This window comes from Amycolatopsis sp. CA-126428 (assembly GCF_002904335.1).
Taxonomy (GTDB): Bacteria; Actinomycetota; Actinomycetes; order Mycobacteriales; family Pseudonocardiaceae; genus Amycolatopsis.
The window spans coordinates 42,180-68,729 of sequence record NZ_PPHF01000136.1; the positions used below are offsets into that span (position 1 = coordinate 42,180).

The window sequence follows — 26,550 nt, forward strand, 5'->3', positions numbered from 1 at the left end:
TGCGCCTCACCCTTCTCGGGTCATCCCGTCCTCCTTTCCACGCCCTCTTGTTTGATCTTACCGGGTTGTCGAACATATATTCGACTCACGTTCGGGTGAATCTCTGCCCGAAAATGCCCTGATCGAGATGGCGGTCCGTGACGAGCTGCAAAAAGGTCGCAGCGAACGGCGGATTGCGGACGAGCGGTTACTTCTCGCGCCGCGCGATCCAGGCCGCAGCCTGCGTCCGGCGCTGCATGCCGAGCTTCGCCAGCACCGACGTGACGTAGTTCTTGACCGTCTTCTCCGCGAGGAACAACCGTTCGGCGATCTCGCGGTTCGACAGGCCCTGGCCGATCAGCTCGAGCACGTCGCGTTCGCGCTCGGTGAGCGCCGCCAGCTCGTCCGTCGGCGGGTGCCGCATCTTGTCCAGCACGCGCGCGGTGCTCACCGGGTCCAGCAGCGACCGGCCGGCCGCCACCTCGCGGACCGCGTTCACCACGTCCTGCCCCCGCACCTGCTTCAGCAGGTAGCCCGCGGCGCCGGCCATGATCGCGCCGACCATCGCCTCTTCGTCGTCGAACGCGGTGAGCATCAGGCAGGCCGGCGGGTTCGGCTTCGACCGCAGCTCGCGGCAGAGCGTGATGCCGTCGCCGTCGCCGAGGCGGACGTCGACCACCGCGACCTCCGGCTCGACGTGCATCGCCACCGCCAGGGCCTCTTCGACGCTGCTCGCCTCGGCGACGACCTCGATGTCGGGCTCGTCGCCGAGGAGGTCGCGGAGCCCGCGGCGGACCAGTTCGTGGTCGTCGACGAGCAGTACCTGGATCGGCATACCCCGAGGTTACGGGGTGCGCGGAGCCCGCGGTGGCGGCCGGTCGGCACCGTCACACGTGAATTACCTCAAAGGTGTGACCGCGTACCCGTAACATTCCCGCCGGTATGCATTCCTGGGGCACAGATCCGCAGGTCGAAGCAGAACCGGGGAAGAATCACCAGTCGCGTCGTTCTTCGTGGGACGCTGGCATTTCCGGAATTCCGGAACAGTCCGTAACGGCACCGCCGAGGCGGCGATAGTAACCACGCAATCGCCCCAGATTCCGCTCGGAAGGAATTCCGTTGTCCCTGTTTCGCCGCGCCTTGACGACGGCCGCCGCCGTCGCCGGGTTCGCTCTTCTCGGCCCCGTCCCCTTCGCTTCCGCGCAGCTCGCGACGCCGCTCGTCGGCGACAAGAACTGCCCGGACTTCCAGTACCAGGAAGAAGCCCAGGCGGTTTTCGACGCCACGCCGGGCGACCCGAACCACCTGGACCGCGACAAGGACGGCATCGCCTGCAACGATCTGCCGCACCGGATGCAGCGGAGCACGACCACGGCGGAAAAGCCGGTCACCACACCGCATTCCGCGCCGAAGACCGCCCCGAAGACGACCACCAAGAAGCCCGCCACCACCGGCGGCCAGGTGAAGGTCAAGCCGGTCGGCGGCGTCGCCACCGGCGGCGGTGAGCCGGACGCCGAGGTCCCCGGCTTGCTCGTGCTCGGCGGCACGCTGCTCGCCGCGACGGTGTCCGGCGGCATGGTGCTCTACCTGCGCCGGCGCCCGAGTTGAGGCACCCGCGCCTGTGGCCCGCGGTCGCGGCGGTCGCCGCCGCGCTCGGCGTGGTCCTGGCCGTGGCCCTCGTCCTCGTCCTGTCGCCGAAAGCGCCGCAGGAGATCGCCCCGCCGAGCCCGGCCGCCACGAACCCGGCGGGCACCGCGAGCATCGCGCACACCTCGGCAACGGCCGCCGACGGCCTTTCCGCGGCGAAACCGGCGTCCCTGACCATTCCGGCGATCGGCGTGCGGGCCGAGGCGATCAAGGACCTCGGCCTCACGCCGGACGGCGCGCTGGAAGTCCCGGGCGACGCGACGACGGTGGGCTGGTTCACCGGCGCGCCGTCGCCCGGGGAGACCGGCCCGGCCGTGCTGGCCGCGCACGTCGACTACAAGCACGTGCCCGGCGCGTTCTCCCGCCTGAAGGAGCTGCGCCCCGGCGAGCAGGCCAAGGTCGGCCGCGTGGACGGCCGGGTCGCGGTCTTCACCGTCTACCGCGTCGACCACTACCCGAAGGCGACGTTCCCGACCGACCAGGTCTACGGCGACACCCCGGACCCCGAACTGCGGCTCATCACCTGCGGCGGGGCCTTCGACCGGGCGAGCGGCAACTACCTGGACAACGTCGTGGCCTACGCGAGGCTCACCGCCGTCGAGGCCTGAGCCAGCTCGATCCGGGTCAGCTCGAGCCGCCGGTAGGTGCGCTCCCGGAGGGACCACACGTCCAGGACGTCACCGTCTAGCTCGGGATAGGCGATGACCAGGTGCTCGCCGCCGTAGGCGATGTCGACCGGCAGCCCGGCTTCGAGCTGCCAGCAGAGTTGCTGCTGCTTCGGCGTGAGCCGGCCCGCGTAGCGGTCGCTCATCGCCCGGGCTAGCTGCCCGCGCAGCAGGGCCGGGCCGCGCGCCGGGGTGGCCAGCAGCCGTTCGGCGTGTTCGGTGGGATCGGCGGGCCGCTCGCCGGGGCCGGGGTCTCGGACGGCTACCGTCGGCTCGGGCTGGTCACGGGCGGGCAGCACGATGCTGCCGTCCGCGGCGTGGTGGGTCGGCGCGTAACCCGCTTGGCGCAACGCCTCCAGCGTGCCCGCGGCGTCCACAGTGGACGTCAACACGGTCGGTGCCACCGGGCGCAGGCCGAGTTTGGCGAGCTTCCGGTGCGCGGCGAGCTCGGCCAGCACGGCGGGCTCGCCGACGACGACGCTCGCGACGTCGTACACCTGCGCCTCGCCGTGCCGCCGCGCGACGTCGTTGACCAGGTACACCAGCGGCTGCGGCAGGTCGCCCGCGGCGATGGCCCGCAGGTCGTCGAGCAGTCCGGCCGTCGTCGCGCCCTGGTCGAACGCCCGCCGGACGGACGCGGGGGAGAACCGCCAGCTGGTCGCGGTGCCCTGCGCTTCACGGTCGGCGACGCGGTCGAGCAGCGCGGCGAGCCGGGCGTCGGGCGAGCCGGGCACGATCGCGGTCAGGTCGGTGCCGAACAACGCCGTCGTGCGCGCCCGGGAGACCAGTTCGCCGGTGACTTCGACGAGCTTTTCCTGGGCGAGCAGGGCGCGTCCGGCCGCGGTCACGGCGCCGTGCGCGACGACGCCGAGCAGTTCGCCGTCGCCGAGCGCGGCCCGGACGTGCCCGGCGAAGTCGTCGGTCGGCAGCAGCGGCGCGTGCCATTCGGCGAGCAGGATCAGCGTGTCGACGTCGAGCGCGTCTCCGGGAGCCAGCCGCGCCAGCAGCCGAAGGACCAGCCGTCGCACCAGCGCGTCGACGTCGGTCTCGAACTGCGGCGGCGCCGGGTCCCACCAGGTCGTCAGCAGCAGGCGGTACAACAGCGCAGGCGCGGGCCGCGCGAGGTCCGGATCCGGCGCGAGCGTGGGCGCGGGTGCCTTCTGGCCGCGACGCGGCGGCGGTGGCTCGTCGGCCACCAGCAGCCCGGCCTGCGCGGCGAGGTCGATGGCCAGTTCGATCTCCGCCGGGGTGGCCCCGGTGTCCTTGGCGAGCTTCTTGACCAGCCGGGTCCCGATCGAGCCGTCCTTGAGCAGCGGCAACGGTTCCGCGGTGGCCAGGTCGAGGACCGCCGACACGCGGTCGAGCAACCGCAGCGCGGCCGCCGACGACGCCGCTTCGGCCGCCTCGGCACCGGTGTGGGTGACGGCGTACCCGGGTTCTTCGGGCGTGAACGGCAGCTGGTGGCCCGGGCCGCGCAGCGCGAGCGACACTTCGATCGGCATGGCCACCGTGCCGTGGTAGGTCCCGAACAGGAACCCGTGGTCGAACGCCCAGCCCGCCGGGACCAGGCCTTCGACCTCGGGAACGCCGCCGGCCATGTCCAGCAACAGGTTCCGGGTCTCCGCGGGCGCGGTGGCGAAGAGTTCGCGGACGCTTTCGCCGTCCCGGAAGAAGCGGACGAGGGCGAGCAGGAGCTCGGATTTGCGGTCGGCGCCGGGCAGGCCGAGGGCCCGCGACAGCGTGGCCAGCCGGCGCGTGCCGAGCTCCCCGAGCAGGTTCTCGACGGGCCGCCCGAGCCCCTCGGCGCCGAAACTGGTGCGGTGCAGCAGTTCCGGCAGCTTGACGCCGTCCTCGTCGCCCCACAGCAGCGCTCGCTCGGCCAGTTCGTCCACCGAGGACTCGACGGTGGCGGCGTCCGTGCCGAGCAGCCGGGCGACTTCCGCGACGGGCGCCGGCCGCCACCCGAGCGCGTAACCCAGCTGGACGGCTCGCAGGACCTGCACCAGCGGCAGCGGCAACCCGAGCAGCGCGGCATCGACGGACCCACCCGACGCGAGCCGCGCGGCGACGACGTCCAGCCGCCGCGGCCACGGTTCCTGCAGCACGTCCGGCCGGTGGGCCAGCACCTTCGCCAGTGCGGCCTCGTCCAGGCCCGCCAGCCTGCCGAGCAGCTCGTCGGCGGTCGTCATCGGCCCAGGCTAGAGCACCGTTCGCCGGCCACGCCGTCGCCGGGTCGGCGCCCCGCCGCGGCGGGGCTCGCCGCACTCGGTGGTGCCCCCGTGCGGCCTGGCCGGGCGGGACCCGGTTCACTGGCACCATGGCGGCAATTCCGGAGCTCGCGCTGCGGCAGATCGAGCGGTGGTGCGCGCAGCGCGTCCCCGAGCACCTCCAGGACCGGATCCGGGTCGAGTGCCGGACGCGGGGCCGCACGGTGACCATCGTCGAACGCCGCGCGCCGTGGTCGCCGCAGGCCGGGACCGAGTGGAGCGAGCAGAAGATCGCGCAGCTGCGGTTCGACGAGTTCGGCATCTGGTCGGTGTGGTGGGCCGACCGGAACGGGAAGTGGCTGAGCTACCCGGACGCGCCGGTCGCCAGCACGCCGCCCGCGCTGCTCGCCGAAATCGACCGCAATCCCGGCGGGGTGTTCTGGGGCTAGGCCGGCGGCGGGAAGCGGAGCTCGTTGCGGTCGATCTTCGCGTGGGCCGCGGCGGCCAGGTCGACGCCGAGCCGGTCGGCCAGCTGCAGCAGGTACAGCGTGACGTCCGCGATCTCGTCCAGCACCTTCCCCTCCAGCGCCGGATCTTCGCGCCACGCGTCGGATTCCTCGGGGGTCAGCCACTGGAACAGCGAGGTCAGCTCGCCGACCTCGCCGGAAAGCGCCATCACGAGGTTCTTCGGGGTGTGGTACGGCTCCCACGCGCGGGCCGCGGCGAAACCGCGCAGCCGCTGGGTTACCTCGTCGAAAGTCACGACTGCGATTGTGCCCGGCCGTCACCGTGCGCTAACAGCCGTATGGCGGATTGGCGTTGACCGGTGAATCTCTCACTCAATAGGTTGAACTTCGTCGGGATGCTTGCGGGGACCAAGGCTGGGAAGGGAACGTCTTGAAGTACCTGCGATCCGTCCGCGGCCGCATGCTGGGCATCGCGTTCATCCCCGGTGGCGCGCTCGTCGCCGTGGCCGTCGTGATTGCGATTCTCCTGATCCACCAAGCGGTTCGGACGCGGGACGCGGCCGTGCAGACGGCGGCGGCCGCGGACCGCACGGCCCGCGCGGTGGTCGCGCTGCAGGCCGAGCGCAGCGCGGCGATGGCCGCGCCCGAACAGCGGAGTGCCGCGTATGCGACTTACACACAGCGGATCGAGTCCGCCATCGCCGGCCTGCGCGAGTACGCGCGCCACGCCCCGGACGCCGAATCCGCCTGCCAGCAGACGACCGCCGTCGAGCTGCTTTCCGTCGCCGAAGGCATGGATCGCTCCGATTCCCTCGCTCTGGCCGGGCTGGACAACGTGACGCGGGGATCGTTCACCTCCGCCGTCGCCTCCTACCGGGCCGAGCTGGCGCGGGTCGTCCCGCAGCTCACCGAGAGTGGCCGGACGGCGTACGAATCGCTCACCCGTAGCGCCGAATGGAGCAGGCTGGCCGCCGCCGAGAACGCGTTCACCGCCGCCGAACCGCTTCCAGTGCCCGAACCCACGTGGCGAAGCGCCTCCTACGCCGTGGCCGCTCAGCTCGGCCTGCTGTACACGCAGCAGAGCCAGTACGCCGTGCAGCTGACGCTCGACGACGGCCGCCGCACCCTCGCCGGGGCGCTGGCGGCGGGAACGGCGCTCCTGCTGTTCGCCGGGCTGCTGATGGTGGTGGTCCGGCGGCTGGTGGCGCGGGTTCCGGTGCCGGTCGTCCCGATCATGGTGCCGACCGTGCACGCGGCCATCCCGCGACCCCGCCACGCACGGTCACGACGGCCGGGGCTGCCGGATCCCTGGCCGCTGAAAGCCGTGTTCGACGACCTGCGCCGCCGCTGAGCCGCTCACGCAACGTCATGGATTACTCCGAAAAGAGCACGCGGTTGGCCCACACGCGTGGCGAGGGCCGTCAGGCAGACTGGTGCGCGTGAGTCCCCCCTCGGATCTTCGCCCCTACCTGCGCACTTTGGACGCGGAGACGCTGGCGGACCTGCTGCACGCCCAAGCCGAGCGCGATCCGGAGCTGCGGCATTCGCTCGAGCTGCGCGCCGCCACCCAATCCGGTGACGTCACCGAAGCCCACCGGCTGCTCGATACCGCGGTCACCGACGGGAACGTCGAGTACACCGCCAAGATCGGCGCGGTCCTCGACACGCTGCAGCGGATGCTCGACGCCGGCAGCCGCGCCGACCTCGCCCCGCTGGCCCGGCGCACGGTCGACGACATCAGCGAGGTGCTGGAGCAGTCCGGCGACCACGCCGGCGACCTGGCCGACCGGCTGGACCGGGCCGTCGAGCTGTACGCCCGCGCCTGCGCCGCGCGGCCGCCGGACCCGGAGAAGCTGGCCGACTGGATCCTCGAGGTCGAGTTCGACGGCCCCGGCCGCCCGGTGATCGACCTCGCCGAGTTCGCGACGGCGCTGGGCGAGCCCGGGCTCAAGCGGATCAAGTCCACTGTGGACGAGGTACTCGCGGCCAACGGGCCGGGCCACCGCCGAGACGTGGCCGAACGGCTGCGCGAGCAGCTGGCCGAAGTGCTCGGCGACGTCGACGAGCTGGTGGCGATCCTGTCGGCCAAGCCGCCGCGCGTGGACGTCAGCCTCAAGATCGTCCGGGTGCTGCGCGCCGCCGGACGCCACAGTGAGGCCATCGCGCACGCCGCCCGCGCGCTCACCCACGACAAGCAGCCGCCGGCACCGGAGCCGGAAAGCGAGACCTCCCGCCGTCGCAAGGAATTCGACGCCAAGCCGGATCGCGAGACGTTCACCGCGTTGCGCGAGGCCGCGACGGCCGACGGGAAGTGGACGGTCCAGCGCCGGGACGCGCTGGCGTGCCTGCGCGAACGTGCCGCCGGAGGGGTCGAGCAGGCGGACGAGCTGGTCCGGGTCCTGCTCGACGACGGCCGTCCCGACGAAGCCTGGCGGGCCTGCGTGCGGTTCGGCGCGTCCGCCGAGCTCAAGCTGGAACTGGCCGAACAGCGGGCCGCCGAGCACCCCGCCGAGACGATCCCGGTCTTCCGCGAGCACGTCGACGAACTCATCGAGCGCAAGGACCCGCAGGCCTACCAGGAAGCCGCGCGCCGGCTGAAGCTGTTGCGCAGCTTGCACAAGCGGGCCGGGGCACCGGACGAATTCACCGCTTACCTGGCCGCGCTGGTGGAAAACCACCGGCGGAAAACCCGGCTGATCACGGAAATCCGGGCCGCCCGGATCGCGCTGCCGAAACCCGTAACCTCCCCGCGCACCCCTCGTTGACCCAGGCGAACCGGTGTTACACGTGCACCGGGACATCGTGAGCGCGCCAGGCGTCGCGGTGGCCCGGTTCCGTCGTCCCCGCTCGGCGCCTCCCCGCCGAGCAGGCGGCGGGACCCGCGCCAGGGCCACCGCGACCCACTCGCGGTGAGGTGAAAGCATGACGTTATGAGCCCGGTCAGTCGCGCCCGCAAGAGGCAGCCGCAGCCCGTCACGCACAGCGTGACCGGCCTGTTCAAGGACGTCCTGAACGACTTCTCGGCGCTGGGCGCCGACCCCGCGCCTGCCGACGTCGAGCTGCTCGCCTCCGAGGTGCTCGGCCAGTTCCACGACGTGCCCGTCGAGGACGGCGAAGAGCCGCTCGGCCTGGAGCTCATCGCCTTCGCGCAGCGCAAGATCACCCCGGGTGCCGCCGCGCTGCTGGCCGCGCTGAAGGTCGTCGCCGAGACCGACGTCGAGCGCAAGGCCGCCGACGCCGGGCTGCAGGTCGTCCTCGGCCGCGGCATCCCCGCGCCGACCTGGGCCGGCGAGCTGGGCCGCGTCACCGCCGGCGAGTGCTGGCGGACCGGGGACGTCTACGGCGACGAGTCGTCCCTGCTCTGCGTCTTCTCCCACGGCGACCAGGCGTACGGCCTGCTCGCGCTGCTCGACTTCACCGAGGGCGGCCGGGTGCGGGACCTCGTCGTGATCGACGGGCCGGCCGAGGTCATCGCCGAGATGCGGGAGCAGTCCGACGCCGACCCGGAACTGGTCCTTTTCGAGGCGGTCGACCCCGCCGAGGCCCACCGCCTGATCGCGGACGGCCTCGCCGCCACCGACCACCTCGACGAGGCCGACGTCAGCGAGGACTACGCGCGTTTCCACGCGGTCGCGCTGACCTGGTGCCGTGCGCTGCCGGAGCCCGCGCTGGTGCCCGAGGTGGCCGAGTGGTCCGCCACCGAGCGCGCCGCCGTCGTCGAGCAGTTCGTCGCGGCGAGCGGGGAGGACGCCGACGCCGCCCGCGCGATCGGCGCCCTGCTGCTCGAACACGGCCTGCGCACCGACCCGGGCAACCCGCTGCGCGTCGGGCCGGAGAAGATCGCGCGGTTCCTCGAGGGCCTGCTGGGCGAGGAGTACGACCTCGACGCCGACCACGAAGACGCCGTCGAGCCGGTCGTGCTGGCCTGGGTGCAGTGGGCGGGCGAGCGGGCGCACCTGACCGAGACCGCGATCGCCGCCCTCGACGAAGCCGTCGCCGACTACCTCAGCGAGTACGGCGACGAGGACGACTCACCGCTGGAGCGCTACTTCGCCGGCACCGACGAGCTGTCGCCGACCGAACTGGCCGACGCGCTGGAGCGCCGGATGTTCGCCGTGCCGTCGCTGACCACGGAAATCGACGAGGAAGAGGTCGACCTCGACCCGACCGACCCCGACCAGCGCCGCGCCCTCGTCATCGCCGAGGCCGACGAGGACGAGGAAGAGCAGCGGCTGATCCTGCGCGCGACGATCGTCGACCAGCTGTGGGACAACGAGCCCGCCGAGGTCTGGCCGGCCGTCGAGCGCCTCAAGGAGGGCGAACTCGACCGCGACGAGATCTTCGAGCAGCTGATCGACGCACTGGAAAACAGCCTGCTGGACGGGGAAAACCTCGAATACGACGAGGACGCGTACCTGGCGGCGCTGGCCGAGCTCTGACGCCTAGGGGAGGGGTCCCGCGGGTTCGACGGGCTTCGCTTTGCGGCGGCGCTCCTGCAGCCGGTCGTCGAAGTCGACGACGAACGTTCCGGCGGCCATCGCGATCAGCAAGGCCAGACCGAGCACCGCACCGACCCACGTGAGGATCATCGTGAACATCGTGGGCCTCCTCCCCAGCTCAGAGCCGTTTTCCTGACTTCTTCAGGGTCGCTTTCCCCAGCGGCCGGGGGTATCGGCCAACCGGTTACGGCTGAACGGCGCACCTCGGCCGATCGGCCGGATTCCGGCGCGGAGAGTCGCGAATCGGCAACGATTCGTGGCCGCGCATTCGCTCAGCGTGCGAATGCGCGGCATGTGGGTGACAGGCCGCGTGACCAGCCCGCCAACGCTCGTGAGTGGTAAGGCGGGTTCTAACCCGCCTTACCACTCACGAGCGGGTCAGAGCTTGCGCAGGCGGACCCGGTTGATGGCGTGGTCGCAGTCCTTGCGCAGCACCAGCGTCGCCCGCGGCCGGGTCGGCTTGATGTTCTCCATCAGGTTCGGCTCGTTGATCGAGTGCCACAGGTGCCGCGCCTCGGCGCGGGCCTCGTCGTCGGGCAGGCCGGCGAAGTGGTGGAAGTGCGACGCCGGGTCCGCGAACGCCGTGTGCCGCAGTTCGAGGAACCGCTCGACGTACCAGCGCTGGATGTCGTCGGTGTGCGCGTCGACGTAGATCGAGAAGTCGAAGAGGTCGGACACCATCAGCCGCGGCCCCGGCTGCAGCACGTTCAGGCCCTCGACGATGAGGATGTCCGGCTGCTGCACCACCTGCTCCTGGCCGGGCAGGATGTCGTAGGCCAGGTGCGAGTACACCGGCGCGGCGACGCGCTCGGCGCCCGACTTGACCTCCGTGACGAACCGCAGCAGCGCGCGGCGGTCGTAGCTTTCCGGGAAGCCCTTGCGGTGCATGATCCCGCGCCGCATCAGCTCGGCTCGCGGGTACAGGAAGCCGTCGGTGGTGACCAGGTCGACGCGGGGGTGGTCCGGCCAGCGGGCGAGCAGCGTGCGCAGGATGCGGGCGGTGGTCGACTTGCCGACCGCCACGCTCCCGGCGATGCCGATCACGAACGGGACCTTCGTGCCGCGGGAGTCGTCACCGAGGAACGTCGTCGTCGCTTCGTAGAGCCGCTGGCGGGCGGCGACCTGCAGGTTGATCAGGCGGGACAGCGGGAGGTAGACGTCGGCCACCTCGGCCAGGTCGACCTGCTCGCCGAGGCCGCGCAGCCGCAGCAGCTCGGCCGCGGTCAGCGGCAGCGGAGTCGAACTCCGCAGTTCTTTCCATTGTTCCCGGTGCAGCTCGACATACGGGCTGAGTTCGCGGACCCGGGTCATCGCACACTCCTCCGGCCGTCGCCTGCACTGGCGGACGTTTTTACCTGCTCGATCAACGGTAGGGCTTACGGCCGGTTAAAGCGCTGTGACGTAGTCCACCCCCCAACAGGGGTTGATCACCGAGCGTCACGATTTCCGAAGACTTCGTCCCAGGCCGCGGCGACCTGCCGGGCGCAGGTCGGGGCGGCCACGCCGCCGACGCCGGTGCCGAGGCCCGGCATCGCGATCGTCTGGACGAACTCCCGCACCGGGCCGTGGTCGAGCTCGCCGTCGCGCCACGTCAGGAACACCGCGCGGGCGGCGAGGTACGGGTGGACGGTGTCGGCGGGCAGCAGTTCGCCGGGCTCCCGCATGGTCGGCGCGCTGATCAACCACGCCGGCTCGGCTTCGCCGGTCGGCACCACCACGGCGTCGCCGATCGGCAGCTCACCGCCGTGGAAGGCCAGGACGGCGCTGCGGACGCTCTGCTCCACGCCCGGGAACGCCCGCGCGTAGACGGCGTCGATGCCGCCGCGCATCCAGCCGTAGGAGTTGGCCGGGCTGACCACGGCCTGGGCGACGACGTCGAGCACCGACCCGCGGTGCACCCGGACCCGGCCGGCCAGTTTCTGCGCGGCGGCGGTCCAGGCATCGGCGAGTGGTTCCTCGACAGCGCACAGCACCAGCTCCGGTGCGCGAGGGGCGAGCGGCGGCTTGGCGCCCTCACGTCCGGCGTGCGTGCCGGATTCGGCGGTCACGCCCTCAGCATCGCAAAAAAAGCCACCCGGCGTAACCGGTTCCCGTACCGGCTGTCCGAGTGAATGTCGCCACGGCCAGGCCCCGTAGCCTGGGTGCTGTGTCACGGATCGCATACTTCGGCCCTCAGGGGACCTTCACCGAACAGGCCGCGCGGGTGCTCGCCGCCGGCGAAGAACTGATCCCGTTCGAGACCATCAGGCAGGCGATGACGGCCGTCCGCGAGGGCGCGGCGGACGCCGCCTGCGTTCCCATCGAGAACTCCGTCGAAGGTGTGGTGCCCGCCACGCTCGACGGGCTCAGCGAGTCGGCGCCGCTGGTCGCCGTCGCCGAGACCATCCTCCCGATCCACTTCAGTGTGCTGACCCGGCCCGGCGGCGGGGAGATCCGCACCGTCGCCAGCCACCCGCACGCGCTGGCCCAGGTCCGCGAGTGGCTGGAGGCGAACTTGCCGAACGCGAACGCGGTGGCGTCGTCGTCGACGTCCGCCGCCGCGGTCGGCGTGCTGGACGGCGACTTCGACGCGGCGGTCTGCGCCCCGGTCGCGGTCGAGCACTACGCCCTCGACGTGCTGGCCACCAAGGTCGCCGACGTCACCGACGCGGCCACGCGGTTCCTGCTGGTCCGCCGGCCGGGCGAGCTGCCGGAGCGGACGGGCGCGGACCGGACGTCCGTGGTCGCCGCGGCCGCGAACCGCACCGGCACGCTCGCCGAGCTGCTCACCGAGCTGGCCAGCCGGGGCATCAACCTGACCCGGCTCGACGCCCGGCCGACGCGCAGCAACTTCGGCGAGTACCGCTTCTTCATCGACTTCGAGGGCCACGTGGCCGAGCCCCGGGTCCTCGACGCGCTGACGGCGTTGCGCCGGCACTGCCGCAACCTGCGGTTCCTCGGCTCGCACCCGCGTGCCGACGGCGTTGCCACCACCATCGAGGCGGGTTTCGGCAACGACGACTTCGTCGAAGCGGCCGCGTGGGCCGACGCCGTCCGCAAGGGGGCCCACGCGTGAGGCTGCTGCTCATCCGCCACGGGCAGACCGACGGGAACGTCCGCGGCGCGCTGGACACCGCCCTCCCCGGCCCGCCGCTGACCGAGCTCGGCCGGCGGCAGGCGGCCGACCTCGCGGTGCGGCTGTCGGAGGAACCGGTGGTCGCGGTGTACGCGTCCCAGGCGACGCGCGCCCAGCAGACGGCGGCGCCGCTGGCCGCGCGGCTCTCCCTGGACGTGCAGGTCGTCGACGGGGTGCACGAAGTCGTCGCGGGTGATCTCGAAGGGGCGACGGACCACGCGTCGATCCGGACGTACATGGAGACGGTCCGGCGCTGGACGCTCGGCGAGCTGACGCCGTCGCTGCCCGGCGGCGAGAGCGGCACGAGCGTGCGCACCCGGATGCTGGACGCGGTCGGCCGGCTGCGCGCCAAGCACGAGCAGGCCGACCCGGACGGGGTGATCGCCCTGGTCAGCCACGGCGGCGCGATCCGGCTGGCCGCGGAGTGGCTGGCGCCGAACGTGCACGCGGACGTCGCCAACGCGGCGTTGATCCCGAACACCGGTCTCGTGGAGCTGGCGGCGCGGCCGGACGGCCAGTGGCGGTGCCTGACCTGGGTCGACACGCCGCTCTGAAGCCCCCGAACGTGTGATCCTGTCACGTTTAGAACACGTCCGGTGGGGAATTTACGAGAGCAGCCAACCCGCCCGCGACCCGGTACGTCTACCCAGTAGCACCACACCAGGGAGGCGATTGACATGAAGCTTTCACGGTTGTTCCCGGTTGTCGCGGCTTCGGCGGGCGTCCTCGCGCTTTCCGCCTGCGGCGGTGGCGGCACCACGAACGCGGCGAGCAGCTCGACGCCGTCGACCTCGGCGTCGCCGACCGCCACCACGACGGTCACCACCGCCACGTCGAGCCCCACCCCCACCTCGACGCCGGTCGCGCCCCCGCCCGCCGCCCAGCCCGCCGACAGCGGGCTGTGCCGGTCCGGGGACGTCAAGCTCTCGCTCGGCCAGGGCGACTCGGGCGCCGGCTCGACGTACCGGCCGCTGCTCATCACGAACTCCAGCTCGAAGCCGTGCACCATCCAGGGCTTCCCCGGCGTGTCCTATGTGGCCGGTGCGGACGGGCACCAGGTCGGCAAGGACGCCTTCCGCGACGGCACCAAGGGCAACGCCGTCAAGCTGAACCCGGGCCAGGCGGCGGCGGCCGACATCCAGTTCGTCAACGTGCGCAACTTCGACCCGGGCACCTGCCAGCCGACGCCGGTCAAGGGCCTGCGCATCTACCTGCCGCAGGAGACCGCGTCGAACTTCGTGCCGGACGACGGCACCGGCTGCGCCAGCACGAAGATCCCGGGCAACCAGCTCGCGGTGAAGACGGTCCACCCCGCCTAAATCCGGCCACAGATCTCCTTGGCCTCGGTCAGGTGCCGCTGGCCGGAGATGTCGTTGAAGTGCAGGCTCAGCACCATCCGGCTGACGCCGTCGATGTGGTCGGCCAGCGGCTGGTAGTTGGCGTTCACCTGGGCGGCGGCCGCGGCCAGCTCGCGCGCCGCCATCATCCGGTGCAGCCGCTCCGAGCTGAGCCCGGGCGTGAGCGACGGCTGCGCGTCCCGGCTCGTGTCGGGCAGCTCGCCCACGCGGTCGAGCGCCTGGCACGCCGCGACGGCGTCTTCGAGCGCGCCGGCGTGCACTCCGGACAGTCCCCACAGGAGCCCGAGCACGCTGCCGCCCAGCACGAACCCGGCCACCGCGCACACCACGAGCAACCGGCGTGACGGCGGGGGCGAGGTGGACTCGGACTCGGGCTCGGCCGGAGACTCGTCGAAGTCGGGATCGGCGTCGGTGCCGGTCCCCGGGTCCACGGTGCGCATGACTGCCTCCTCACCACCTGGGTGAGGAGCTATTTCAGCTCACAATCCCGGATCGTGGTGGGTCGGCGCCGCGGCTGAGTCCGATTCGTCACCGAGCAGGCCGGGACCCGATCGTGGTCACGGGGGTTGCCACTAGCCCCAGCCGAGCTCGTGCAGCCGGGCGTCGTCGATGCCGAAGTGGTGCCCCAGCTCGTGCACGACGGTGATCAGGACTTCCTCGACGACCTCGTCCTCGTCCTCGCACATGGCCAGGATCGGCTGCCGGTAGATCGAGATCCGGTCGGGCAGCACCCCGCCGTACGACGACGTCCGCTCGGTCAGCGCGATCCCGTGGTAAAGCCCCAGGATGTCCGGTGCTTCGTCGTTGAACTCCTCGACGAGCACGACGACGTTGTCCATCGCGCGCGCGAACTCGGGTGGCACCTCGTCCAGGGCCTCGGAGACCAGCTCTTCGAACCGCTCCCGGCTCATCTCGACGGGCATCAGCCGCCCTGTTTCGCCGTCGACGGCGCGGGATTCGGCGTGGCCGCGCCACCGCCGCCGTCCGATGGCGGGCCGCCGTCCTGGGGCTGGCCGCCGTCCGGGCCCGCCGGGGCGGCCTTGACGCTGCCGGTCACCGCCTGCAGGCCGCTCTTGTCCGGCAGCACCGAGGCCACCTTGCAGTTGACCTTGGTCGAGCCGGTGTCCCAGCTCTCCTGCTCCCGCAGGTCCCAGGTCAGGATCACCTTCTTCGCCTCGAGGTCGGCGCCGCCGGTGTAGTCGCCCGCCGCCTTGTTGCACTCGGTGTCGAGCCAGGCCTTCTGGTTGTCCTGGGAGGGGTAGCCCTCCTTGAAGTTCGTCTTGAGGTCGAGGGTCGCGACGATCTCGTACGAGTGCTGCTTCGTGCAGTCGATCGGATCGCCGACGCCCTTGCCGCGCAGCGCCAGGCAGGTGCCCGGCTCGAAGACCAGCGACTGGTCCTGGTCCTTGGCCGGCCCGGTCGTCGGCAGCAGCTTGCCGCCGGGGCCCGCCCACTGCAGGCCGCACCGCAGCTGGCGGTCGCCGTCCTCCCACTGTGACGGCGTCGGGCGGAGCAGATTCGTCGTGAGCTTGCCGTACGGGTCGAGCTTGTGCCCGAGGTACGGCTTCACGTCCGCGGTGCACTTCTGCTGCGCGATCTGCTGCCACTGGTCCAGCGACGGGACGGGCGCGCCCTCCGGGTACTGGGCGCCGATGTCCACGAGCGTGGTCACCTCGAACAGGTGCGGCTGGGTGCAGGCCACCTTGCGCGCGTCGCTGGCGTCCGGGTTGTCCCAGGTCAGGCAGCTGCCGGGCGGGGAGTGGAACGCCTCCTGAGCCGCCGCCGACAGCTTGCCCGCGCCGCCGCCGGAACCGCCGACGATGCCGTCGCTCCACGAGAACACGACGCTGAGCGCGAGCGCGATGAGCGCGCCCGCGAAGATCCCGCCCATCACGACGCGAGTGCGTAACGTCTGAGGGGCGGTGGGGAACCGATCGGCACTGGGAGACATCGCAGTCCATGATGCCCGCGCCGCGCATGACGTGCGCGGTCCGGGTGGTTAGGGTGGTCACGGTTTCGCGGTGGCCGGTGATTACGGAGCGCACATGACGCAGGACAACAATACTGGGGACCAGCCGCCCCCCGAGCCGCCGAAGCGCGGCTCGATGAGGTTTCAGGACTCGAACACCCGTCCCAAAGAGCCCTCGCTCGCCGAGCAGCGGGCCCGCCAGCAGGCGCTGGTCCAGGAGGAGCGCGACGAGGAGCTGACCCGCCAGGCCGATGCCAAGGCGGCGACGCGGCGCAAGATCCTGATCGGCAGCGGCGTCACGGTCGGGCTCGTCGGCCTGGTCGCGACGTTCTACACCGTCGCGAAGCCGCAGGGCGAGGTCACCGCCGTCTGCACCGACAGCAGCGGCGTCGTCCAGAACGACGACAACTGCGACGAGAACTACGTCACCAGCCACCACGGCTACTCCAGCGGCGGCTTCTGGTTCATCCCGATCGGTGGCGGTGGCTACCAGAGCTACCGGTACAACTACGGCGGCAGCGGCACGATCGGGCAGCCCGTCACCGGGGGGTCCTACGACCCGCCGTCGTCGCGGACCAGCGTGAACACGAAGTCCGGCAAGTCCGTCCAGCGCGGCGGCTTCGGCATCAGCGGCAAGAGCGGCAGCACCGGGGGCACCGGCGGCAGCGGCAAGAGCGGGGGATCGTAGGTGTACCGGGACCGGCGTGAGCCGCGGCGCGACTGGCAGCGGATCGTCGAGGAGCAGGGGCTCGTCTACGGCACGCCGGCCCGCGACGGCAGCGGCCGGGTGCGGCCGTACTGGGACGAGTCCGTGCACTACGTCTTCGACATGGACGAGGTCCTCTCGCTCGAGGCCGACGTCGAGCTGCTGCACTCGATGTGCCTGGAGGCCGTCGACAACGTCGTGACGACCGAGGGCTACCAGCGCTTCGGCATCCCCGAGTGGGTCTGGCCGCACATCGCCGAGTCGTGGAAGCGGCAGGACCCGCACGTCTACGGCCGGTTCGACCTGCGCTACGACGGCAAGTCGCCGGCGAAGCTGCTCGAGTACAACGCGGACACGCCGACCACGCTGCTCGAGGCGTCCCTGCTGCAGTGGCACTGGAAGACCGACGTCTTCCCGGACGACGACCAGTGGAACTCGATCCACGAGAAGCTCGTCGAGCGGTGGGCGTTCCTGCGGGACAAGCTGCCGTCCAACGAGCTGCACTTCACCTGGTCGGCGGCCGACCCGAGCGGCGAGGACAACGTCACCACGGCGTACCTGCAGGAGACCGCGGCCGAGGCCGGCCTCGACACGGTGGGCCTGGCGATCGAGGAGATCGGCTGGGACCCGGTGCTCAAGCGGTTCGTCGACCTCGAAGAGCAGCAGATGGCGACCGTGCTGAAGCTGTACCCGTGGGAGTGGGTGGTCGACGAGGAGTTCGGCCGCAACGCCGTCGAGTCGCTGCCGCGGACGCTGTGGATCGAGCCGCTCTGGAAGATGATCCTCTCCAACAAGACGCTGCTGGCGATCCTGTGGGAGAACTACCCGGGCCACCCGAACCTGCTGCCCGCGTTCGCCGACGACCCCGGCATCCTCACCGAGTACGTCCGCAAGCCGAAGCTGGGCCGCGAGGGCGCGAACGTGCAGATCGTCGCGACCGGCTACGAGACCCAGACCGACGGCGTCTACGGCGCCGAAGGCTTCGTCTACCAGGCGTTCGACCCGCTGCCCGAGTTCGACGGCTACCGGCCGGCCCTCGGTGCGTGGATCGTCGGCGACAGCTCCGCCGGGCTGGGCATCCGCGAGACCGGCGGCCTGGTCACCGACGACGGTGCGGCATTTGTCCCACATCGCATCCCCGAGTCGTGATACAACACCGCTGCTGATCAGCTCTTTCTCCCGGGAGACAATTCGTGAACACGACCCTTGCGCTGTCCGACACGTTCGGCTCCGACCTCGTGCGGGGGATCGGCGCGATCCTGCTGTACGGCGTCATCGGGCTGCTGCTGATGTTCGCCGGCTTCTACGCGATCGACTGGACCACGCCGGGCAAGCTGTCGAAACTGGTCACGCAGGGCCTGCCGAACGCCGTGATCGTGACGGCGTCCGGGATGCTCTCGATGGCGTTCATCGTCGTCGTGGCGATCTTCAACTCGGCGAGCGACCTCACCGAGGGCCTGATCACCTCGCTGGTCTACGGCCTGCTCGGGATCATCGTCCAGGTCGTCGCGGTCCGGCTCCTGGAGTGGGCGACCCGCATCGACGTGGCCTCGACCATCGAGAGCGAGAAGTTCGCCCCGGTGAGCATCGTCGTCGCGGCGGCGCACCTCGGCCTGGGCCTCGTGGTGGCGGTCGGCATCTCCTGAGCGGTGTTTGTGAGCCGGGCCACGTGACGCGTGGTCCGGCTCTTCCGTTCGCACTAGCGTGGGGTCCGTGCGCCTGCTGAGGACACCGGACGACCGGTTCACGGACCTGCCCGACTTCCCCTTCGAGCCCCGCTACGCCGAGCTGGACGACCCGCACGACGGTCGCATCAGAGTCGGCTACGTCGAGGCGGGCCCGGCGGACGGCCCGGTGGTCCTGCTGCTGCACGGCGAGCCGAGCTGGTCGTTCCTGTACCGCAAGATGCTCCCGGTCCTGGCCTTGGCCGGCTTGCGCGCGATCGCCCCCGACCTGGTGGGCTTCGGCCGGTCCGACAAGCCGGCGAACCAGGCGGATCACTCGTACGCCCGCCACGTCGAGTGGATGCGCGGGTTCGCGTTCGACGCGCTGGACCTGCACGACGTGACCCTGGTCGGCCAGGACTGGGGCGGCTTGATCGGCCTGCGCCTGGTGGCGGCGGAGCCGGCCCGGTTCGCCCGGGTGGTGGCATCGAACACGGGCCTGCCGAGCGGCGACCACGACATGCCGGCGGCGTGGCACGCCTTCCGCGAGGCCGTCGAGAAGGCGCCGGTGCTGGACGTCGCCCGGTTCGTGCAGTCCGGCTGCGCGTCGAAGTTGCCGGACGCGGTGCGGGCAGCCTACGACGCACCCTTCCCGAACGAGACGTACAAGGCCGGTCCCCGGGCCATGCCGGGGCTGGTGCCCTACCGGCCCGACAACCCGGCAACGGAGGCCAACCGCGCGGCGTGGAAGACGTTGACCGAGCTGGAGCTTCCGTTCCTGGTGGCGTTTTCCGACGGCGATCCCATCACGGGTGGCTTGGCCCCGATTTTGCAGCGCTCGATGAAGGGGGCGCGGGGACTGGAGCACCCGGTGATCGCGGGGGCAGGGCACTTTCTGCAGGAGGATGCGGGCGAGGAACTGGCTGAGCACGTGGCGCGGTTCGTGCGGGGCTGAGCGGACTGGCGGCCGGCTGCGCAAGTCGGACCCGCTTTGCTTTTCTGCCGCGGCAGAAAAGCAAAAGCTGTCCTCGCCGGACGGGCAGGCTCTGGGATGGCCACCTCTTGCCGCTGCCGTCTCACCTTCTCGAGGTGGGCCGCTGGGTGGTCATCCCGTCGCCTGATCGAGGCCTATCACTTTGAGCCGGGCCCGCAAGCTTGCGTCGTTGTCTTGCGTTGGTCTGTGGGTTGCGGGCCCGGCTCAAAGTGATTTTTGCGGCCTCAGGCGACGGGATGACCACCCGCTCCTTTTGTCTGGGTCAGGCCAGCGCTGCGTTTGTTGCCGCCAGTGCGTCGATCAGGATGTCCAGGCCCTCCTGGGCCTCCTCCGCCGTCAGGGTCATTGGGGGGCCCAGGCGCAGCACGTTTCCGTGCAGGCCGCCCTTGCCGATGAGCAAGCCGCGCTTCTTCGTCTCCTCCAGCATGCGGGCGGCGGCTGGGACATTTGGCGTTGTCGTGCCCGGCTTGATCAGCTCTATCCCGATCATCAGGCCCTTGCCGCGTACCTCCGCCACGATCGGCGAGTCCGCGGCGCGCAGCCCCGAAAGGAGCTGCGCCCCCCTGGCCGCGCAGTTGGCCTGGAGGTTGTGGTCGTTGATGTAGTCCAGGACCGCTGTTGCCCCCGCCATCGAGACCGGGTTGCCGCCGAACGTCGAAAACGACTGGGCCTGGAAGCAGTCGAGCACGTCGCCGCGGGCTACTACGCCGCCGACCGCCAGGCCGTTTCCGAGGCCCTTGGCGAACGTCATCATGTCCGGGGTCACGCCGTGCGCCTCGATGCCCCAGAAGTGCTCGCCCGTTCGGCCCCAGCCCGTCTGGACCTCGTCCGAGATGAACAGCACTCCATAGGAATCGAGCACCTCCTTCATCGCCCGGAACAGGCCGTCCGGCGGCAGGCTGAAGCCGCCGACCCCCTGGATCGGCTCGGCGATCAAGCAGGCCACGTCGCCCGCCGTTGCCGTGTCCAGGACGTCCACCAGGTCCGCGACACACGCGTCGATGTAGTCCGCGTCGGTCATGTCGCGGAACGGGCTGCGGTACCGGTAGCCGCCGTGGACGTAGTTGACCTTGACCGGGCTCAACGCCGAGGCCGACCAGCCGCGGTTGCCGGTGATCGCGACCGTTCCGAACGAACGGCCGTGGTACGAGTTGCGCATCGCCAGCACCTGATTGCTGCGGCGGTACTGCGTCGCCAGCATCAGCGCCGTGTCGTTGGCCTCGCTGCCCGAATTCGTGAAGAACACCTTGGCGTCCGGGATGTTCGACAGCTTCGCGATCCGCTCGGCCAGCTCGACCTGGGAGCGGATCAAATACAGCGTCGAGGTGTGCAGGATGCCGGTGTCGAGCTGCTTGCGGACCGCGTCGCCGATCTCGGCGACGTCGTAGCCCATCGAGTTGGTCAGCACCCCCGCGAAGAAGTCCAGGTAGGTGCGGCCCTGGGAATCGGTCATCCGGCGGTCGTGCGCGTGCACGATCTCGATCGGCTCTTCGTAGAGCAGCGACATCCAGGACGGCATGACTGCGCGGTGCCGGGTCAGCAGCTCGTCGGTCATCGGGCGCCTCCTCAGGGTTTCCCTGGAGTATGGGGACGCCGTGAACAGCGCTTCAACGATCAGACTGTCGGGATAACCCAGTAGGGCCGCACAGTCTGTACGGACTACCCTCTGACCCGTGATTGACCCCAGGACTCTGCGCGATGACCCGGAAGCCGTGCGCGCGTCGCAGCGCGCTCGTGGTGAAGACGAGGGAGTGGTCGACAAGCTGCTCTCCCTCGACTCCCGGCGCCGGTCCTCGATCGCGGCCGCCGACAAGCTGCGCAACGAGCAGAAGCTGCTGGGCAAGCAGATCCCGAAGGCGCCGCCGGAGGAGAAGCAGCAGCTGCTGGCCACGGCCAAGGAGCTCGCCGCGCAGGTCAAGGCCGCCGAAGCGGAGCAGAACACCGCGTCGGAGGAGTTCGACCAGCTGTTCCGGACCGTGCCGAACCTCGTGCACCCGGACGCGCCCGTCGGCGGCGAAGACGACTTCGCCGTGGTCAAGCACGTCGGCGAGCCGACGAAGTTCGACTTCACCCCGAAGGACCACCTCGAGCTGCTCGAAGCGCTCGGCGGCGTCGACATGGAACGCGGCGCCAAGGTCTCGGGCTCGCGGTTCTACTTCCTCACCGGCGTCGGCGCGCAGCTGCAGCTCGGCCTGCTCAACATGGCCATCGCGCAGGCGCTCGAGAACGGTTTCACGCCGATGATCACGCCGTCGCTCGTCCGTCCCGAGATCATGGCCGGCACCGGCTTCCTCGGGCAGCACTCGAGCGAGATCTACCACCTCGCCGACGACGACCTCTACCTCGTCGGCACGTCGGAGGTGCCGCTGGCCGGCTTCCACGCCGACGAGATCCTCGACCTGAACGACGGCCCGAACCGGTACGCGGGCTGGTCGTCCTGCTACCGCCGCGAGGCCGGCTCGTACGGCAAGGACACCCGGGGCATCATCCGCGTCCACCAGTTCGACAAGGTCGAGATGTTCGTCTACGCCAAGCCGGCGGACGCCGAGGCCGAGCACGAGCGGCTGCTCGGCTGGGAAGAGCAGATGCTGGCGAAGATCGAGGTGCCCTACCGGGTGATCGACACCGCGACCGGCGACCTCGGCACGTCCGCGCACCGCAAGTTCGACTGCGAGGCGTGGCTCCCCACCCAGGAGACGTACCGCGAGCTGACCTCGACGTCCAACTGCACGACGTTCCAGGCCCGCCGCCTCTCGGTCCGGTACCGCGACGAGAACGGCAAGCCGCAGATCGCCGCGACGCTCAACGGCACCCTGGCCACCACCCGCTGGATCGCCGCGATCGTCGAGAACCACCAGCAGGAAGACGGCTCGGTCCGCGTGCCGGAGGCGCTGCGCCCGTTCGTCGGCGGCAAGGAAGTCCTCACGCCTCGCTGAATCGGATGGATCCGCGATGCTGCTCCGTTCGTCCCAGTACAGTCCGGGCCGAACGGGAGGACTCGCATGCGCAAGAGGTGGCAGGTCGCGGCGGCACTGGCGGCCGTGACCGTGGTGACCGGCTGCACGGTCACGGTCGGTGGCTCGGCGTCGCCCGTGCCGGGGCAGGGCCCGGTCGCCCAGGCCGTCGACGCCTGCACGCTGCTCGATGAGGCCCAGGTCGACGCCCTCGGCTACCGGTCGCCGGGCCGTTCGGTGCCGGAGAACAAGGAGCGGCTCCAGCCGCCGATGTGCCTCTGGAACTCGAAGGACGACATCGAGCCGTCGGCCGTCCTCAACGTGGGCGTCGCCTCGGACATGGACTTCAACGAGTACATCTCGGGCGCCGTCAAGAAGTCCGAGCCGCTGCCGGTCGGCGGGCTGACCTGGACGCAGTACGCCTCGATCCTGCCCGGCGACTGCACGTTCTACGCCCTGCTCGGCACCAAGTCGTTCGCCTACGTCAGCGTCTCGGCGGGCAAGCTCGACAAATCGTGCGAACTGGCGAAGACCGTGATCCCGCAGGTCGCGGCGCACCTGCCGGGCGGGCAGGACGCCCCGCCGCTCACGCCGACGACGTCGGCGAAGCCCGAGCCGGGCGGCCCGCTGCTGTCGGCGGACCCGTGCGCGGCGCTGAAGCCCGAGCAGGTGGCCCAGCTGAAGGACATCTCGCCCACCGGCGAGAAGGACACCTCGTCCACGGTGCCGAACGCGTCGTACTGCCTCTGGGACGACACCGACGGCGACGGCGGCCAGAAGGCGTTCGAGGTCTGGTTCGGTCCCAGCACGCCGGTCGGGGAGTGGCCGGGCGCGAAGGGCGTCAACCCGACCGAAACCGTCGACGTCGGCGGCCGCAAGTGGGGCCTGTTTCCCAACATGGGCGGCCTGCGGGTGACCTGCGGCGCGACCCTGGCGATCACCGACACGTCGTCGGTGCAGGTGGTCAGCGGGTTCATCGGCGACGACACGAAAACCTGCGACCTCGTCAAGCAGGGCCTGCCGTTGGTGACCGCGAACCTGCCGGGCTAACTCTCCGAGGAAACCTGGTCCGCGATGTGGCGCGCGATCTCCAGCGCGCTCGTCGCGGCCGGCGACGGCGCGTTCAGGACGTGCACCTGGTCGCGCGCGGTCTCGATGAGGAAGTCGTCGACGAGCGAGCCGTCGCGGCGCATCGCCTGGGCGCGCACGCCGGAGCCGTGGCGGACGATGTCGTCTTCGGTGACGGCCGGCACGAGCCGGGCGAGGCTCGCGGCGAACCGCTTCTTGGAGAACGAGCGGCGCACCTCGTCGAGCCCGGTCGGGAACGCGTACTTGCGCGCGAGCCGCCAGACGCCGGGGAAACCGGCGACCTCGGCGACGTCCTTCGCGGAGAAGTCGCGCCAGCGGTAGCCCTCGCGGCGCAGCGCGAGCACGGCGTTCGGGCCGGCGTGGACGCTGCCGTCGAGCATGCGCGTGAGGTGCACGCCGAGGAACGGCAGCGTCGGGTCCGGCACGGGGTAGATCAGGCCCTTGACCAGGTGCCGCCGCTCCGGCTTGAGCTCGTAGTACTCCCCGCGGAACGGCACGATCTTCGCGGACGGCGTCAGCCCGGCCAGCCGCGCGACGCGGTCGGAGTGCAGGCCGGCGCAGTTGACGAGCGCATCGGCCTGGACGACGTCGTCGCCGGTCGCGACCTCGACCCCGCCGTGGCTCCCGGCCCGGATGGCCAGCGCGGGCGAGTCCAGCCGAAGGTCGACGCCGGCTTCGTCGAGCAGCCGGACGAGCGCGTGGCAGACGGCGGGGAAGTCGATGATCCCGGTGGATTCGACGCGCAACGCGGCGACGCAGGCGACTTCGGGCTCGTACTCGCGCGCTTCGGCGGGCGAGATCTGCTTGGCCGGGACGCCGTTGGCCTCGGCGCGCTCGGCGAGCGTGTTCAGCGCGGGAATCTCCCGCTCGTGGGTCGCGACGACGAGCTTCCCGCACACCTCGACGGGCACGCCGTACTGCCGCGCGAAGTCCACGATGGACCGGTTGCCGGCGACGGACATCCGCGCCTTGAAGGAACCGGGCTTGTAGTAGAGCCCGGCGTGCACGACGTTCGAGTTGTGCCCGGTCTGGTGGGCCGCCCAGCGGGATTCCTTTTCCAGGACGGTGACGTCCAGCCCGCGCCTGGTCAGCTCCCAGGCCACGGCCAGACCGACGATCCCGCCCCCGACGACTACCACGTTGCGCACGGTCGATCAGGCTACGCGAGTCTTCGCAGATGGTCTTCCTGGCGTTACCTAACGTCTGTCAGGTAAAGTACCTAACCGATGTCAGGTAAGCGGTTGACGAGGGAGGCCCGCCGCGAGCGGATCCTCGCGGCGGCCGGCGAGGGTCGGCGCCCAGTTCGTCGGCCAGCGTGCGGCGGGCGTCTTCGAACGCGGCGAGCGCGTCGGCCGGCCGGCCGGCGGCGGCCAGCGCGCGGACGAGCTGCGCCCGCGGCCGTTCCCGCAGCGGCTGCCCGGCGACGGTCTCCCGCAGGCCGGCGAGGACGTCTTCGGCCTGCCCGAGCGCCAGCCGGGCCTCGACGTGGTCGTCCGCGGCGTCCGCGCGCAGCTCCTCGAGCCGGGTGGCCTGCGTGGCGGCGAAGGGCGCGTCCGCCAGGTCGGTGAACGCGGGCCCGCGCCACAACGCCAGCGCCTCGCCCAGCACCTCCGCGGCCCGCCCGTGCTCGCCGTTCTTCAGCAGCGTGCGGCCGGTCCGGGCGAGCCGTTCGAAGCAGTGAACGTCCACTTCGTCCGGTGCGACGGCCAGCCGGTAGCCGGCCGCGGTGAACTCGACCGGCGCGAGGTCCTTCAGCGCCGTCCGCAGCCGCGACACCTGCGACTGGAGGGCGTTCGCGGCGCCGTCCGGCGGGTGTTCGCCGTACATGCCGTCGATCAGCCGGTCGGCCGGGACGAACCGGCCGGCCTCCAGCGCGAGCAGCGCCAGCAGCGTCCGCGACCGCGGGCCGCCCACCGCCACCTGCGTGCCGTCCGGGCCCCACGCGGCGACGGCCCCCAGCACCCCGAATCGCATGGAGACCAGCCTAGGACGTCCCCGACCTGGGGGAAGCGTCACTCCAAAGGGGAGTTCGGCGTGGGGCTGTGAATCACCTGAGCGAGCGTCTATACACTTCGCCGGGTCCCCACGCAATGGGAGAGGTATGTCGCCCGAGAGCATTGCCCTAGGTCAACCCACCGTGGGCGAAGAGGAGCTCGCTGCCGTCGCCGAAGTCTTCCGGTCGGGGTGGCTGGCCGGTGCCGGACCGGCGTGCCGCCGCTTCGAGGAGCGCTTCGCCCAGGTCACCGGCACGGCGCACGCCTTGACGACCGCGAACTGCGGTTCGGCGCTCTTCCTGGGGCTGAAAGTCCTCGGGGTCCGGCCGGGCGACGAGGTGATCGTCGGCGACTACACCTTCCCGGCGACCGGCCACGCCGTCGTCCAGGCGGGCGCGAAGCCGGTCTTCGCCGACATCCGCCCGGACGTCTTCAGCGCGGACCCGGCGCACGTCGAAGCCCTGATCACCCCGAAGACCGTCGGCATCCTCGCGGTCGACGTCGCCGGCCAGCCCGGTGACTTCGACGAGTACCGCGCGATCGCCGGCAAGCACGGCCTCTGGCTCTTCGAGGACGCCGCCTGCGCCGCGGGGGCGACGTACAAGACACGCCCGGCCGGCAGCCTCGCCGACCTCGCCGCGTTCTCGTTCCACGGCCGCAAGGGCATCACCGCGGGCGAGGGCGGCGCGCTGGTCTCCGACCGCGAAGACCTCATCGCGCACGCCCGCAAGCTGCACACCTACGGCATCGAGCCGGCGATCAGCCGCGAAGGCTCGGACACGCTGCCCATCCCGGAGTTCCACGAGCTCGGCTACAACTTCCGCCTCTCGGACGTGCAGGCCGCGATCATGAACGTCCAGCTCGACCGCCTGCCGGACCTGCTGGCCGCCCGCCGCTCGGTCGCGAAGCGCTACCACGAGGCGTTCGCGGACGTCGGCGCGCTGACCGTGCCGGTGGAGCTGCCCGACCGCGAGCACCCGTGGCAGGCGTACCTGCTCACGGTCGCGCCCGAGGTCAGCCGCGACACGCTCGCCATGCGCATCCGCGAGCAGGGCGTCCAGTGCAACTTCGGCACCTACGCCTCGCACCTGCAGCCGATCTACGGGCCTCAGGCCCCGCTGCCCGTTTCGGCCGACGCGTTCGCGCGTCAGCTCGCCATCCCGATGCACGCCAACCTCACCGACGCGGAAGTCACCCGCGTCGGCGAGGTCGTGCGCGAAGCCGTGCAGTCCCTGTCCTGAAG

General features: G+C 71.1%; 27 protein-coding genes and 1 pseudogene. 16 read left to right on the forward strand and 12 right to left on the reverse strand.

Annotation, left to right across the window (positions count from 1 at the left end; genetic code table 11):
- Positions 1-187 precede the first annotated feature (187 nt).
- Positions 188-814: a response regulator gene (locus C2L58_RS33140; protein WP_020642740.1), complete on the reverse strand. Its 627-nt coding sequence runs from the start codon at positions 812-814 to the stop codon at positions 188-190.
- 284 nt (positions 815-1,098) lie between these two features.
- Between C2L58_RS33140 and C2L58_RS33145 the strand changes: the two genes are divergently transcribed.
- Both C2L58_RS33145 and C2L58_RS33150 read left to right on the forward strand, forming a co-directional pair.
- Positions 1,099-1,587 (forward strand): excalibur calcium-binding domain-containing protein, encoded by a 489-nt coding sequence (locus C2L58_RS33145; RefSeq protein WP_103341597.1) that lies wholly within the window; start codon positions 1,099-1,101, stop codon positions 1,585-1,587.
- Positions 1,584-2,234 (forward strand): class F sortase, encoded by a 651-nt coding sequence (locus tag C2L58_RS33150; protein WP_103341598.1) that lies wholly within the window; start codon positions 1,584-1,586, stop codon positions 2,232-2,234. The genes C2L58_RS33145 and C2L58_RS33150 overlap by 4 nt, the downstream gene beginning before the upstream one ends.
- On the opposite strand, the gene C2L58_RS33155 is transcribed toward C2L58_RS33150, so the two are convergent.
- Entirely contained in the window at positions 2,204-4,480 is a 2,277-nt protein-coding gene (locus tag C2L58_RS33155; protein ID WP_103341599.1) for a helicase-associated domain-containing protein, read from the reverse strand. The genes C2L58_RS33150 and C2L58_RS33155 overlap by 31 nt on opposite strands.
- A 128-nt stretch (positions 4,481-4,608) precedes the next feature.
- On the opposite strand from C2L58_RS33155, the gene C2L58_RS33160 reads away from it, so the two are divergent.
- Entirely contained in the window at positions 4,609-4,947 is a 339-nt protein-coding gene (locus C2L58_RS33160) for a DUF3024 domain-containing protein (protein WP_103341600.1), read from the forward strand.
- Here C2L58_RS33160 and C2L58_RS33165 read toward each other — a convergent pair.
- Positions 4,944-5,261 (reverse strand): nucleotide pyrophosphohydrolase, encoded by a 318-nt coding sequence (locus tag C2L58_RS33165; RefSeq protein ID WP_103341601.1) that lies wholly within the window; start codon positions 5,259-5,261, stop codon positions 4,944-4,946. The genes C2L58_RS33160 and C2L58_RS33165 overlap by 4 nt on opposite strands.
- Positions 5,262-5,395: 134 nt before the next feature.
- Between C2L58_RS33165 and C2L58_RS33170 the strand changes: the two genes are divergently transcribed.
- The 3 genes from C2L58_RS33170 to C2L58_RS33180 all read left to right on the forward strand — a co-directional run bounded on the left by C2L58_RS33170 (position 5,396) and on the right by C2L58_RS33180 (position 9,404).
- Positions 5,396-6,316, forward strand: a complete 921-nt coding sequence (locus C2L58_RS33170) for a nitrate- and nitrite sensing domain-containing protein (RefSeq protein ID WP_103341602.1) — start codon at positions 5,396-5,398, stop codon at positions 6,314-6,316.
- Between the two features lie 88 nt (positions 6,317-6,404).
- Positions 6,405-7,730, forward strand: a complete 1,326-nt coding sequence (locus C2L58_RS33175; protein ID WP_369904271.1) for a hypothetical protein — start codon at positions 6,405-6,407, stop codon at positions 7,728-7,730.
- A 165-nt stretch (positions 7,731-7,895) separates the two neighbouring features.
- A complete protein-coding gene (locus C2L58_RS33180; protein ID WP_103341604.1) occupies positions 7,896-9,404 on the forward strand; it encodes a hypothetical protein in 1,509 nt (502 codons plus the stop codon).
- 3 nt (positions 9,405-9,407) lie between these two features.
- Here the strand turns inward: C2L58_RS33180 and C2L58_RS49985 are convergent, their stop codons facing one another.
- The 3 genes from C2L58_RS49985 to C2L58_RS33190 form a co-directional block, all read right to left on the reverse strand.
- Positions 9,408-9,563 (reverse strand): hypothetical protein, encoded by a 156-nt coding sequence (locus tag C2L58_RS49985; RefSeq protein WP_199191572.1) that lies wholly within the window; start codon positions 9,561-9,563, stop codon positions 9,408-9,410.
- A gap of 279 nt (positions 9,564-9,842) precedes the next feature.
- The gene (coaA, locus tag C2L58_RS33185; protein WP_103341605.1) at positions 9,843-10,775 is read right to left on the reverse strand and encodes a type I pantothenate kinase; all 933 of its coding nucleotides are present in this window, start codon (positions 10,773-10,775) and stop codon (positions 9,843-9,845) included.
- Between the two features lie 116 nt (positions 10,776-10,891).
- A complete protein-coding gene (locus C2L58_RS33190) occupies positions 10,892-11,512 on the reverse strand; it encodes a macro domain-containing protein (protein WP_103341606.1) in 621 nt (206 codons plus the stop codon).
- A 98-nt stretch (positions 11,513-11,610) separates the two neighbouring features.
- Between C2L58_RS33190 and pheA the strand changes: the two genes are divergently transcribed.
- The 3 genes from pheA to C2L58_RS33205 all read left to right on the forward strand — a co-directional run bounded on the left by pheA (position 11,611) and on the right by C2L58_RS33205 (position 13,898).
- A complete protein-coding gene (gene pheA, locus C2L58_RS33195; protein WP_103341607.1) occupies positions 11,611-12,519 on the forward strand; it encodes a prephenate dehydratase in 909 nt (302 codons plus the stop codon).
- Positions 12,516-13,133: a histidine phosphatase family protein gene (locus tag C2L58_RS33200; RefSeq protein ID WP_103341608.1), complete on the forward strand. Its 618-nt coding sequence runs from the start codon at positions 12,516-12,518 to the stop codon at positions 13,131-13,133. Before pheA ends, C2L58_RS33200 begins: the two co-directional genes overlap by 4 nt.
- A gap of 117 nt (positions 13,134-13,250) precedes the next feature.
- Positions 13,251-13,898 (forward strand): DUF4232 domain-containing protein, encoded by a 648-nt coding sequence (locus C2L58_RS33205; RefSeq protein ID WP_103341609.1) that lies wholly within the window; start codon positions 13,251-13,253, stop codon positions 13,896-13,898.
- On the opposite strand, the gene C2L58_RS33210 is transcribed toward C2L58_RS33205, so the two are convergent.
- From C2L58_RS33210 to C2L58_RS33220, 3 genes are all read right to left on the reverse strand, one after another.
- Entirely contained in the window at positions 13,895-14,377 is a 483-nt protein-coding gene (locus tag C2L58_RS33210) for a hypothetical protein (protein ID WP_103341610.1), read from the reverse strand. The genes C2L58_RS33205 and C2L58_RS33210 overlap by 4 nt on opposite strands.
- A 132-nt stretch (positions 14,378-14,509) precedes the next feature.
- The gene (locus tag C2L58_RS33215; protein ID WP_020642760.1) at positions 14,510-14,860 is read right to left on the reverse strand and encodes a metallopeptidase family protein; all 351 of its coding nucleotides are present in this window, start codon (positions 14,858-14,860) and stop codon (positions 14,510-14,512) included.
- Positions 14,860-15,888, reverse strand: a complete 1,029-nt coding sequence (locus C2L58_RS33220) for a septum formation family protein (RefSeq protein WP_103341611.1) — start codon at positions 15,886-15,888, stop codon at positions 14,860-14,862. Before C2L58_RS33220 ends, C2L58_RS33215 begins: the two co-directional genes overlap by 1 nt.
- 94 nt (positions 15,889-15,982) lie before the next feature.
- Here C2L58_RS33220 and C2L58_RS33225 point away from each other — a divergent pair, with 94 nt between their 5' ends.
- Genes C2L58_RS33225 through C2L58_RS33240 form a run of 4 tightly spaced genes read left to right on the forward strand, consistent with a single transcriptional unit; the run spans position 15,983 to position 19,231 of the window.
- On the forward strand, positions 15,983-16,594 hold the full coding sequence (locus C2L58_RS33225) for a hypothetical protein (protein ID WP_369904272.1): 612 nt from the start codon (positions 15,983-15,985) through the stop codon (positions 16,592-16,594).
- A complete protein-coding gene (locus C2L58_RS33230; RefSeq protein ID WP_103341613.1) occupies positions 16,595-17,761 on the forward strand; it encodes a glutathionylspermidine synthase family protein in 1,167 nt (388 codons plus the stop codon). It begins immediately after the preceding gene.
- A gap of 44 nt (positions 17,762-17,805) precedes the next feature.
- Complete coding sequence (locus C2L58_RS33235; protein WP_103341614.1) at positions 17,806-18,258, forward strand: DUF350 domain-containing protein; 453 nt, start codon at positions 17,806-17,808, stop codon at positions 18,256-18,258.
- A gap of 58 nt (positions 18,259-18,316) precedes the next feature.
- A complete protein-coding gene (locus tag C2L58_RS33240) occupies positions 18,317-19,231 on the forward strand; it encodes a haloalkane dehalogenase (protein ID WP_103341615.1) in 915 nt (304 codons plus the stop codon).
- Between the two features lie 301 nt (positions 19,232-19,532).
- Here C2L58_RS33240 and C2L58_RS33245 read toward each other — a convergent pair whose 3' ends face one another.
- The gene (locus tag C2L58_RS33245; protein WP_103341616.1) at positions 19,533-20,825 is read right to left on the reverse strand and encodes an aspartate aminotransferase family protein; all 1,293 of its coding nucleotides are present in this window, start codon (positions 20,823-20,825) and stop codon (positions 19,533-19,535) included.
- Between the two features lie 118 nt (positions 20,826-20,943).
- Between C2L58_RS33245 and serS the strand changes: the two genes are divergently transcribed.
- Complete coding sequence (gene serS, locus C2L58_RS33250) at positions 20,944-22,206, forward strand: serine--tRNA ligase (RefSeq protein ID WP_103341617.1); 1,263 nt, start codon at positions 20,944-20,946, stop codon at positions 22,204-22,206.
- 66 nt (positions 22,207-22,272) lie between these two features.
- Positions 22,273-23,274, forward strand: a complete 1,002-nt coding sequence (locus C2L58_RS33255; RefSeq protein ID WP_103341618.1) for a DUF3558 family protein — start codon at positions 22,273-22,275, stop codon at positions 23,272-23,274.
- Here the strand turns inward: C2L58_RS33255 and lhgO are convergent.
- Together lhgO and C2L58_RS33265 are read right to left on the reverse strand one after the other, a co-directional pair.
- Complete coding sequence (lhgO, locus tag C2L58_RS33260; RefSeq protein ID WP_103341619.1) at positions 23,271-24,461, reverse strand: L-2-hydroxyglutarate oxidase; 1,191 nt, start codon at positions 24,459-24,461, stop codon at positions 23,271-23,273. The two genes, C2L58_RS33255 and lhgO, sit on opposite strands and share 4 nt — an antisense overlap.
- A 70-nt stretch (positions 24,462-24,531) precedes the next feature.
- Positions 24,532-25,287: pseudogene (locus tag C2L58_RS33265) on the reverse strand (AfsR/SARP family transcriptional regulator); the annotation flags it as partial.
- Positions 25,288-25,414: 127 nt separating this feature from the next.
- On the opposite strand from C2L58_RS33265, the gene C2L58_RS33270 reads away from it, so the two are divergent.
- Positions 25,415-26,548: a DegT/DnrJ/EryC1/StrS family aminotransferase gene (locus C2L58_RS33270; protein ID WP_199191573.1), complete on the forward strand. Its 1,134-nt coding sequence runs from the start codon at positions 25,415-25,417 to the stop codon at positions 26,546-26,548.
- The last annotated feature ends 2 nt before the right edge of the window (positions 26,549-26,550 follow it).

What these genes read in the sequence shown, in the direction of transcription:
- C2L58_RS33140 (WP_020642740.1), bottom strand. Translation starts at nt 814, where the DNA reads ATGCCGATCCAGGTACTGCTCGTCGACGACCACGAACTGGTCCGCCGC.
- C2L58_RS33155 (WP_103341599.1), bottom strand. Translation starts at nt 4,480, where the DNA reads ATGACGACCGCCGACGAGCTGCTCGGCAGGCTGGCGGGCCTGGACGAG.
- C2L58_RS33160 (WP_103341600.1), top strand. Translation starts at nt 4,609, where the DNA reads ATGGCGGCAATTCCGGAGCTCGCGCTGCGGCAGATCGAGCGGTGGTGC.
- C2L58_RS33180 (WP_103341604.1), top strand. Translation starts at nt 7,896, where the DNA reads ATGAGCCCGGTCAGTCGCGCCCGCAAGAGGCAGCCGCAGCCCGTCACG.
- C2L58_RS49985 (WP_199191572.1), bottom strand. Translation starts at nt 9,563, where the DNA reads ATGTTCACGATGATCCTCACGTGGGTCGGTGCGGTGCTCGGTCTGGCC.
- coaA (WP_103341605.1), bottom strand. Translation starts at nt 10,775, where the DNA reads ATGACCCGGGTCCGCGAACTCAGCCCGTATGTCGAGCTGCACCGGGAA.
- C2L58_RS33210 (WP_103341610.1), bottom strand. Translation starts at nt 14,377, where the DNA reads ATGCGCACCGTGGACCCGGGGACCGGCACCGACGCCGATCCCGACTTC.
- C2L58_RS33215 (WP_020642760.1), bottom strand. Translation starts at nt 14,860, where the DNA reads ATGCCCGTCGAGATGAGCCGGGAGCGGTTCGAAGAGCTGGTCTCCGAG.
- C2L58_RS33220 (WP_103341611.1), bottom strand. Translation starts at nt 15,888, where the DNA reads ATGTCTCCCAGTGCCGATCGGTTCCCCACCGCCCCTCAGACGTTACGC.
- C2L58_RS33225 (WP_369904272.1), top strand. Translation starts at nt 15,983, where the DNA reads ATGACGCAGGACAACAATACTGGGGACCAGCCGCCCCCCGAGCCGCCG.
- C2L58_RS33245 (WP_103341616.1), bottom strand. Translation starts at nt 20,825, where the DNA reads ATGACCGACGAGCTGCTGACCCGGCACCGCGCAGTCATGCCGTCCTGG.
- C2L58_RS33255 (WP_103341618.1), top strand. Translation starts at nt 22,273, where the DNA reads ATGCGCAAGAGGTGGCAGGTCGCGGCGGCACTGGCGGCCGTGACCGTG.
- C2L58_RS33270 (WP_199191573.1), top strand. Translation starts at nt 25,415, where the DNA reads ATGTCGCCCGAGAGCATTGCCCTAGGTCAACCCACCGTGGGCGAAGAG.